Raw genomic sequence first — 1,465 nt, 5'->3', positions numbered from 1 at the left:
CTCTCCCGGTGGTCTCTATGCTGAAATCGCTGCCTGCTCGCCCATTGTCCTGCTTTCTTGTAGCCGGCCTGCTGTTGGCAGGGGGCGTTGCGTTTTTGGCCCCCCGTTGGTTCCCGGCTCTGGCCAACGAACAGGCTGTTCCTGAGGCCGAACTGGCGCTTCGGCCCCTCTTGGCTCCGGGATCCCGGATCCTCAGCTCGCGGCGATTGAGCGACACAGAAGCGGAAATTTGGGTGGAGTCTCGGGGGGGAACCAGCCCTGTGATCATGCGGCTGAATGCTGCAGGGACTTGGGAACAGGATATGAGCGCCACCTTGGCCCGCGGAGCCAGCCAGATGCAAGCTCTCGCCCGCCAACAAACGGTGAACTTGCCTGCCGGCTTTGGCCAGACCGCCCCCGATCAACCCCCGCCGCCGGTGCCCTCCCTTCTGCAGGCTACCCAAGCTGCCTCTAGCCTGATCCCGCCAGTGGATCGAGAGCAGGAAACCCAGCGGGCCTTGAGTGGGGCTGGCCGTGTGGATCCCTTTGTGCCCCAGAACATTCGCGCTCCTGAACCGCAGATTGTCCTGCCGCCCCTGCCTCCACCTCCGGTTTTGCCCCCTCCTGGCAACGGCAATGGAGCGCCTGTAGCCGTGGCCACCCCGATCCCAACGCCTACCCCCGACCCAGCTGCGTTTGCCCGCAGTGTACAGGTTTCCGGGATGATACAGATCGGCGGCGAGTCCTTTGCTCTGGTTTCTGGCCCAGGTGTCATTCCCGCTGTGGTGCAGGCCGGGCAAAACTACCAAACCGCCAAGGTGGCCGGAGTATCGGTGCCAGAGCGACGGGTTGTGCTCTCGGAAGGGGGAGAAACGGTCGTGAAGCAAATGGAAGACACCAGCGTGATTGTAGGTGCGCCCTAGCTTCAGCAGCAGCAAGACACCGACGGTAGAACGGGCTTATTCCAAGTAGCAGCCAACTAGCAGTAAAACAGTTGGCTGGCTTGATTCCCAACTCCCCCTTCCAGAGGGGCCGGGGGCAAGGGTCAGAGGCTACTTGAACGGGCTCGGAACAACCCTAGTTGGAAGATAGGAGTTGCCAGATCTCCAGATCCCGAGATCTTGGCGGCAAGGCCGAGAAGACTTCAAAAGCGGGGTTCGCTGCTGAGGCGGGAGGGCTGCTGTTTTAGGTAGCGCAAAAACTCCCGCAGCTCGGCGTCGCTGAGTTGGTGGCGAGATTTCTTCTGAAAGCGACGTTCCAAAAACTCTTGTCCTTCCTTGCGGCCCCAGCCAATGCGCTGCATCTCCACATCCGTTTGGGCAATGATGTCCGATAGGTCATCCCCATAGGCCGCCGGCTCACTTAGACCGGGCAGCTCTGGGGAACTTGGCTTTGCAGGGATCCCTATCGACTCGGGGGCTGGAGAAGCAGGGGAAGACTGAGCGTGTCCGTTGGCCAACTCAGGAGTTGGCAGATAAGGCACCCT

The 1,465-nt window shown here is 61.2% G+C and carries 1 protein-coding gene and 1 pseudogene; one reads left to right on the top strand and one right to left on the bottom strand.

The genetic code is table 11. The annotated features are described in order from the left end of the window. Nucleotides 1-902, top strand: a 902-nt coding sequence (locus tag NW820_RS05215; RefSeq protein WP_414406874.1) for a hypothetical protein, incomplete at its 5' end; no start/stop codon positions are given. A 221-nt stretch (nt 903-1,123) separates the two neighbouring features. Here NW820_RS05215 and NW820_RS05210 read toward each other — a convergent pair. Then, nucleotides 1,124-1,465: pseudogene (locus NW820_RS05210) on the bottom strand (hypothetical protein); the annotation flags it as partial.

The organism is Synechococcus sp. R55.7 (assembly GCF_047461955.1).
Classification (GTDB): domain Bacteria; phylum Cyanobacteriota; class Cyanobacteriia; order Thermostichales; family Thermostichaceae; genus Thermostichus.
The sequence above is the reverse complement of the archived record's forward strand: the minus strand, read 5'-3'. Positions and strand labels throughout refer to the sequence as shown.